The following is a 7108-nucleotide window of genomic DNA, read 5'->3' on the forward strand; positions in this document are numbered from 1 at the left end:
TCGCATAACATGGCTGGCTGGCGTATTGGCTGGCTGGCCGGTGCCGCCCCCTACCTGGATACGGTGCTGCGGGTAAAAAGCAACCAGGACTCTGGCATGTTCCTGGGCCTGCAGCATGCCGCTGTAGCAGCGCTTGCCTGCCGGGAGGAGTGGTTTAGGGACCTAAACGCTGTGTATGCCCGCCGTAAGCTGTTTGGGCTGGAGCTGATGGCGCTGCTGGGCTGCCAGCCGGCGCCAGAGCAGGCAGGCCTGTTCATCTGGGCCCGGGTACCTGACAGCATTGCACAAGTAGAGCATTGGGTAGATGAGCTGCTGTACGCAACGCATGTGTTCCTGACCCCGGGCTTTATTTTCGGAAGCAGGGGCGAGCGCTACCTGCGCCTATCGCTCTGCACGCCCGAGCCTAAGCTGGAAGAAGCGCTGCAGCGCCTGCGCACTTACCTGGTCACTTCCGTTGCCTCACCCCTTTCCACAGCCGCCCTATGAAAACAGTTTGCATAATCGGTACCGGCCTTATTGGCGGTTCCATGGCTCTTGATCTGCGTAAAGGGGAATTTGCTGCCCGCATCATAGGCGTAGAGCAGCATGCTGCCCATGCAGCCGACGCGCTGGCCTGTGGCCTGGTAGATGCGGTGCTCCCCCTGGAAGAAGCCCTTAGCGAAGCAAGCCTTACCATCCTGGCCATTCCTGTAAATGCCGCCCTGCAGCTCCTGCCACGCATCCTGGACCTGCTAACCCCGGGCGCTGTAGTGCTGGATGTGGGCTCTACCAAAGCACAGCTGTGTGCTGCGGTGGCCCACCACCCAAAGCGCGCCCAGTATGTGGCCGCACACCCCATAGCCGGCACTGAAAATTCAGGTCCGCGGGCAGCCCTGGCTGGCCTCTTTCAGGGCAAGACCAACATTATTTGTGAGCAGGAACGCTCCTCACAACAGGCGCTCGCCGAGGCACTGGCGCTCATGGAGGTACTGGGCATGCGCACGCTTTACATGCGCGCCGAAGAACACGACAAACACCTGGCCTATGTCTCCCACCTCTCCCACATCAGCTCCTTTGTGCTGAGCCTTACCGTACTGGACATTGAAAAAGAAGAGGAAAACATATTTGCCCTGGCCGGCAGCGGCTTTGCCTCTACCGCTCGCCTGGCCAAAAGCTCACCCGCCATGTGGGGACCGATCTTTGAGCAAAACACCGCCTTTTTGAGCCTGGCCCTGCAGGAGTACATCACCCATCTACAGCTGTTTCAGCAGCGGCTGCAGCAGGGCAATACCCCTGCCCTTTTACAGATGATGGAAGAAGCCAACCGCATTCGCCCCATTCTGGAAGGCAAAAGCCGTACACCACAGCCTGCTCTATAATCTTAAGAAGAAACCTAAACACCTACGCATATGTCACATCCCCTAGCCCTTCGCCCAATTTCCAGCTGGCTGCCCACCGCCGGCAGACCCCTTATCATCAGCGGCCCCTGCAGCGCCGAAAACGAAAACCAGATGGTGCAAACCGCCCAGCAGCTGGCTGCTACCGGCAGGGTTCACCTGTTGCGCGCCGGTATCTGGAAACCCCGCACCCGCCCCGGGCAATTTGAAGGGGCCGGGCAGATCGGCCTGGAGTGGCTGCAGTCAGCCCGTCAGGCCAGCGGATTGCCCATCTGCACAGAAGTAGCCACCGCCGCACATGTAGAGGCCTGCTTACATGCGGGGGTAGATGTGCTCTGGATAGGTGCCCGCACCACGGTTAACCCCTTTTCCGTTCAGGAAATCGCCGATGCCCTGCAGGGGGTAGATATTCCGGTACTGGTCAAAAACCCCGTAAATCCCGATCTGGAACTCTGGATTGGGGCGCTGGAACGCCTGCATAAGGCCGGCCTGTACAAGCTGGCCGCCATTCACCGCGGCTTTAGCTCATTTGAGAAGGGACCCCTGCGCAATGCGCCCATGTGGGATCTTCCCATAGAGCTTAAGACCCGCGTGCCGGAGCTTCAGATCATCTGCGATCCCAGCCATATTGCCGGGCATCGGGAGCTGCTTTCCTTTATTGCCCAAAAGGCCCTGGACCTGGACATGGACGGCCTGATGATCGAGAGCCACCTCTGCCCCGACCTGGCCCTGAGTGATGTCCGGCAGCAGATAAGCCCGGCTACCCTTGCCCGGCTGCTGGAAGGCCTGGAGATCCGCACCCCTTCCCCAGCCAGTGAGCAACTGAAAGATTCCCTGAGCCAGCTACGGGATCAGATTGACCTGCTGGACGACGACATTATGCAAAAGCTGGCCGCCCGCATGAAGATTTCCGAAAAGATTGGCCAGTACAAAAAAGAAAATAAAGTAACCATTCTGCAGGTAAGCCGCTGGGAAGAGATCATGCACAGCCGCCTGGCCATGGCCGGTGCTATGGGCTTAAGCCGAGGCTTTACCGAAAGCTTTCTGAAACTGGTGCACCAGGAGTCCATAGAAGTGCAAAACTGGATAATGAATGAACTTGCCCCGCAAGCGGTAGTGATGAAGAAATAAGCAGGTGCTACGGAAAGCTTTAGTCGCTGTCCGGTACGTATTCAACATCTGGCAGGCCCGGCAAATAGCCAGGCCTGCCTTTTATTTTTTACCTCCACAGCCCGGAAGGATGCTTTTATTTAAAAATAAACTGCAAAAGCAGGGGGCGCTACTTGTTCCCTGCCGGCATTCTGTTTTAATTGTCGATGATCTGCCTGGTGTTTTGGGGTTAAAATAGCCGCTTCACTGGCCAGATCCAGGCCTGGACCATCGGAAAAAGACAAAATCAGCTGGATTTAAACCTAAAGTTTCGCTATTTTCAACCAAATATACCCTATGGCAACTGTTACCATCACCATCAGCTTAAAAGGGGGCTCTACCCGGCTCCACCTCAGAGATAGCGAAGGCCATTCGGGTCCGCCGGAAGGGTTTAGCACCCAGGTAAACCGCGGCGATCTGGTGGTCTGGCAGCTGGAGGCCAACTCGGGCATTGATGAGATCAGCGCTATCCGGGCAAAGAGCGGCAGCTTTACCCTTTTCAACAATAGTGACCCCAAACCAAGAACGGATGGCAGCTGGGCCGGTAAGGTAAAAGACGATGCCGCAGGCGCCAACAGCTATGATATTGACTACAGGATTGGCAGCAACTCCTTTTCTGAAGATCCGGAGATTACCATAAAACCCTAGCTAAGATGGGAAAGGCCTTTGGTGTTCGCTTCTTTGTTTTTCTGCTAACAAGCGTATATGCGCTGACAGCCAGTGGCCAGGACCAGGCGCTGGCCGACAGCCTCTCCGGCGTACTATTCCAACAGGAAAAACAGCTGACGGACTCGGCACGCTATGCCCTGTACTTTCAACTGGATGAAGCTACGGTAGATCCAAACCAGCGCATTGAGTATAGCCAGAAGGCCATCGCCTTTGCCAAAGAGAGCAAGCTGAGGGTGCCCTACGCCAAAGCCTATATTTACCTGGGCAAGGGCTACATGCAAAAAGGCGAAACGGCCCGGGCCACAGACTACTACTTTCAGGCCGCCGGTCTGTTTCGGGAGGCTGGTGATAAAACCGCCCTGGGAGCAACCTATGACATTATCGCACAGGCCTACCGCATGCAGAAGCATTATGCTACGGCTATTAGCTACAACAAAAAGTCCTATTCCATTTTTCTACAGGAGAAAGACAGCATTCGCCTGGCCTCCAGCCTGCTAAACCTGGGCTATCTGTATTACAAAGCCAGCGAACTGGATTCTGCCCTGCTCTATTCCCAGCAATCGGCCCGTCTGTTTGGCCTGCTCAACTATGAGCTGGCCATCGCCTATGCCTCCGGCAACCTGGGCCTTATCTATGCCACCATGGCCCAGGACCAGCAGGCCGAAGCCCAGCTGCAGGCTGCCATAGCGCTTTTAAAGAAGTACAAGGATGAGTTTGCCATAGCCGAGTACCAGCTGGAGCTGGCGGCCATTTACCAGCAGCGCGGCGAGCTGCAGAAAGCCCTAACCCATGCCTATGCCGGCTACCAGCTGGCGCAAAAGGGAGGATTTAAAGAATTTATCCGGGATGCCAGCCTTAAACTGTCCGATCTCTATGCCCAGCGCAAGCACTATGCCGAGGCCTATGAATTCCACAAGCAGTACATTACCTATCGGGACAGCATCACCAACGAAGAAAGCATCCGCCAGATGGCCGATCTGCGCACTGAATATGAGGTAGCCCAAAAGCAGGCCGAGATTGAGCAGCTGCAAAAGCAGAAGCAAAGTCAGCAATTGCTGGTCATCAGCCTTGTTGCCATCTTATTTTTAACCGCCGGCCTGCTGCTGCTCATCTATTTCTACACCAACCATAAGCTGGCCTCCAACAAACAACTTTCACAGCAGAATGAAGAGCTGGTAACGCAGCGCAACCAGCTGGAGGCCCTCATCAGTACCCGCAACCGCCTGTTCTCCATCATCTCCCATGATCTGCGGGGTCCGGTCAATGCCTTCAATGGCATTTCAGAGCTTATCCGGCACTACATCACTACCAAAGATTATGATCAGCTGAAGGAAGTATCGGACTATATCAGCAAATCGGCCAGCCAGCTTTCTTCCCTGCTGGATAATCTGCTTAGCTGGTCGGTGCTGCAGCAGGGGGAGTTTCCTTACAAGCCCGAGCGGGTAGCGCTGCAGCCCATCTGTACTGAAATTGGTGAGATGTTTCAGACCATGGCCCATGCCAAGAACATTCACCTGGAGATTTCGGTAGAAGAACCCCTTATGCTGTGGGCCGATGCCAACAGCGTACAGACCATCCTGCGCAACCTGCTGAGCAATGCGCTTAAGTTTACCAAGGAATGGGGCACCGTTAGCCTTACGGCTGTGGCCAAGGGGGGCTGTGCTGAGATCATTGTTCAGGATACCGGAGTGGGCATGTCACAAGAGAAGCTGGACAGCCTGTTTCAGCCCCGAAACGAAAAGCGCACCTGGGGTACCTCCGGCGAAAAAGGGCTGGGCATTGGCCTTCGGCTGGTGCATGATTTTGCCAGCATGAACAAAGGAGAAGTACTAGCATTAAGCCAGGAAGGCCAGGGAACTACCTTTATTGTTTCCCTTCCCCTCCATGAGGCAGCGCAAAAAGCTGCCCCTGCCCGGCAGGTAGAACTGGCCCGCTAAGCCCTCTTCGCTACCCCCATCTCACAAATGACCGGCTCCGGCACCTCCTGGTAAACCTGTAAGGTTTTGGAAACAGTATTGTCCGAAAAATGAAAGTCAGTTTTTAAATGATGCCAGATTTTAAACGTTTAGCAGTCGCTCGCCTTCGGGCAGGGGCGCGTAGGTCTGACAGGTCTGAACAACGGCACCAAGATCTAAACTCCTAAGCACCCCCCACAGGCAAATACCCCCAGTGATGCATTCAGGAACTTTATAGCCCCTTTCTTTGTCAGGAGAAAGGCTGCATCCCGCAGAATTTTAAGTACCTTTGCAGCCGGTTTCCTTTTCGACATGATTGCAGCAAATAATATTACCCTTCAGTACGGCAAGCGCGTACTCTTTGATGAAGTGAACATCCGCTTTACGGCAGGCAACTGCTATGGCGTAATCGGCGCTAACGGGGCCGGTAAATCTACTTTTTTGAAGATCCTGGCCGGTGATATCGACCCTAATTCCGGATCGGTAAGCATTGATACCGGCAAACGCATGGCCGTACTGCGCCAGAACCACTATGAGTTTGATGAGTACACCGTGCTGGATACGGTGATGATGGGCCACAGCAAGTTATGGAGCATCATGAAGGAGAAGGATGCCATCTACAGCAAGGCCGATTTTTCAGAAGAAGACGGTGTGCGGGCTTCTGAGCTGGAAGCCGAATTTGCCGAAATGGAAGGATGGAATGCCGAATCGGATGCCGCCGCCCTACTGAGCGGTGTAAACATTGTGGAAGCCGACCACTACAAACTGATGAAGGAACTGAGCGGTAACCAAAAAGTGCGGGTACTGTTATCACAGGCCCTTTTTGGCAACCCCGATATCCTGATCCTGGACGAACCTACCAACGACCTGGACATTCACACCATTGGCTGGCTGGAAGACTTTCTGCTCGATTTTAAAAATACCGTAATTGTGGTGTCGCACGACCGCCACTTTCTGGACACCGTGTGTACGCATATTGTAGACATTGACTTCAGCGCCATTAAGCTCTATACGGGCAATTACAGCTTCTGGTATCAGTCAAGCCAGTTGGCCCTGAGCCAGCGCTCGGCGGCCAACAAAAAGGCCGAGGAGAAGAAAAAGGAACTGCAGGAGTTTATTGCCCGCTTTAGCGCCAATGCCTCCAAGTCCAAGCAGGCCACCAGCCGCAAGAAGCTGCTGGACAAGATCAATGTGGATGACATCCAGCCCTCTACCCGCCGCTACCCGGCCATTATCTTTAACCAGAACCGTAAGGCGGGTGATCAGATTCTGCAGGTAGAAGGCCTGAGCAAATCGGTAAATGGTCGCTCGCTCTTTAAAGGGGCCGATTTCTTTGTGAACAAGGGAGATAAGATTGCTTTTATCAGCAAAGACTCCCTGGCTACTACCATGATGTTCCAGATTCTGATGGGGCATGAAACCGCCGACAAAGGAAGTTTCCAGTTTGGGCAAACCATTACCACGGCCTACCTGCCCCTGGACAATACCGAATACTTCAATACCAACCTGAACCTGCTGGACTGGCTGCGTCAGTACTCCGAGGGCGATACGGATGATGTGTACATCCGCGGCTTTTTAGGCAAGATGCTCTTTTCGGGCGATGAAACCTTTAAGAAGGCCAACGTACTCTCCGGGGGTGAGAAGGTGCGCTGCATGGTATCGCGCATGATGCTGCAGGGCGCCAACCTGCTGGTGCTGGATGAGCCTACCAACCACCTGGACCTGGAGTCGATCACCGCCTTTAACAATGCGCTGAAGGATTTTCCCGGTACGGTGCTGTTCACCTCGCATGACCATGAGTTTACCCAAACGGTGGCCAACCGCATCATAGAGCTGACCCCGACCGGTATCATCGATAAAATGACTACCTACGACGACTACATTGCCGATCAGCAGGTAGGCGCCCAGCGGGAGAAAATGTATGCCTGATGCCAGGCAGTAGCTGATCTTTTAATACTC

The 7108-nt window shown here is 54.4% G+C and carries 6 protein-coding genes; all 6 read left to right on the plus strand.

Annotated features, from left to right (window positions below; genetic code table 11):
• Positions 1 to 486, plus strand: a 486-nt coding sequence (locus ADICEAN_RS19620) for an aminotransferase class I/II-fold pyridoxal phosphate-dependent enzyme (RefSeq protein ID WP_152426536.1), incomplete at its 5' end; no start/stop codon positions are given.
• The gene (locus ADICEAN_RS19625) at positions 483 to 1358 is read left to right on the plus strand and encodes a prephenate dehydrogenase (protein ID WP_009197411.1); all 876 of its coding nucleotides are present in this window, start codon (positions 483 to 485) and stop codon (positions 1356 to 1358) included. The genes ADICEAN_RS19620 and ADICEAN_RS19625, both read left to right, overlap by 4 nt.
• A 30-nt stretch (positions 1359 to 1388) precedes the next feature.
• Positions 1389 to 2507 (plus strand): chorismate mutase, encoded by a 1119-nt coding sequence (locus ADICEAN_RS19630; protein ID WP_009197412.1) that lies wholly within the window; start codon positions 1389 to 1391, stop codon positions 2505 to 2507.
• A 315-nt stretch (positions 2508 to 2822) separates the two neighbouring features.
• Positions 2823 to 3173 (plus strand): hypothetical protein, encoded by a 351-nt coding sequence (locus tag ADICEAN_RS19635; protein WP_009197413.1) that lies wholly within the window; start codon positions 2823 to 2825, stop codon positions 3171 to 3173.
• A gap of 5 nt (positions 3174 to 3178) precedes the next feature.
• A complete protein-coding gene (locus ADICEAN_RS19640; protein WP_009197414.1) occupies positions 3179 to 5131 on the plus strand; it encodes a tetratricopeptide repeat-containing sensor histidine kinase in 1953 nt (650 codons plus the stop codon).
• Between the two features lie 330 nt (positions 5132 to 5461).
• Positions 5462 to 7078 (plus strand): ABC-F family ATP-binding cassette domain-containing protein, encoded by a 1617-nt coding sequence (locus ADICEAN_RS19645; protein ID WP_009197415.1) that lies wholly within the window; start codon positions 5462 to 5464, stop codon positions 7076 to 7078.
• Positions 7079 to 7108: the final 30 nt, after the last annotated feature.

Source organism: Cesiribacter andamanensis AMV16, assembly GCF_000348925.1.
GTDB lineage: Bacteria > Bacteroidota > Bacteroidia > Cytophagales > Cyclobacteriaceae > Cesiribacter > Cesiribacter andamanensis.

Excerpts from the sequence above, each read along its gene's own strand:
- ADICEAN_RS19625 (WP_009197411.1), top strand. The coding sequence starts at position 483 with ATGAAAACAGTTTGCATAATCGGTACCGGCCTTATTGGCGGTTCCATG.
- ADICEAN_RS19630 (WP_009197412.1), top strand. The coding sequence starts at position 1,389 with ATGTCACATCCCCTAGCCCTTCGCCCAATTTCCAGCTGGCTGCCCACC.
- ADICEAN_RS19635 (WP_009197413.1), top strand. The coding sequence starts at position 2,823 with ATGGCAACTGTTACCATCACCATCAGCTTAAAAGGGGGCTCTACCCGG.
- ADICEAN_RS19640 (WP_009197414.1), top strand. The coding sequence starts at position 3,179 with ATGGGAAAGGCCTTTGGTGTTCGCTTCTTTGTTTTTCTGCTAACAAGC.
- ADICEAN_RS19645 (WP_009197415.1), top strand. The coding sequence starts at position 5,462 with ATGATTGCAGCAAATAATATTACCCTTCAGTACGGCAAGCGCGTACTC.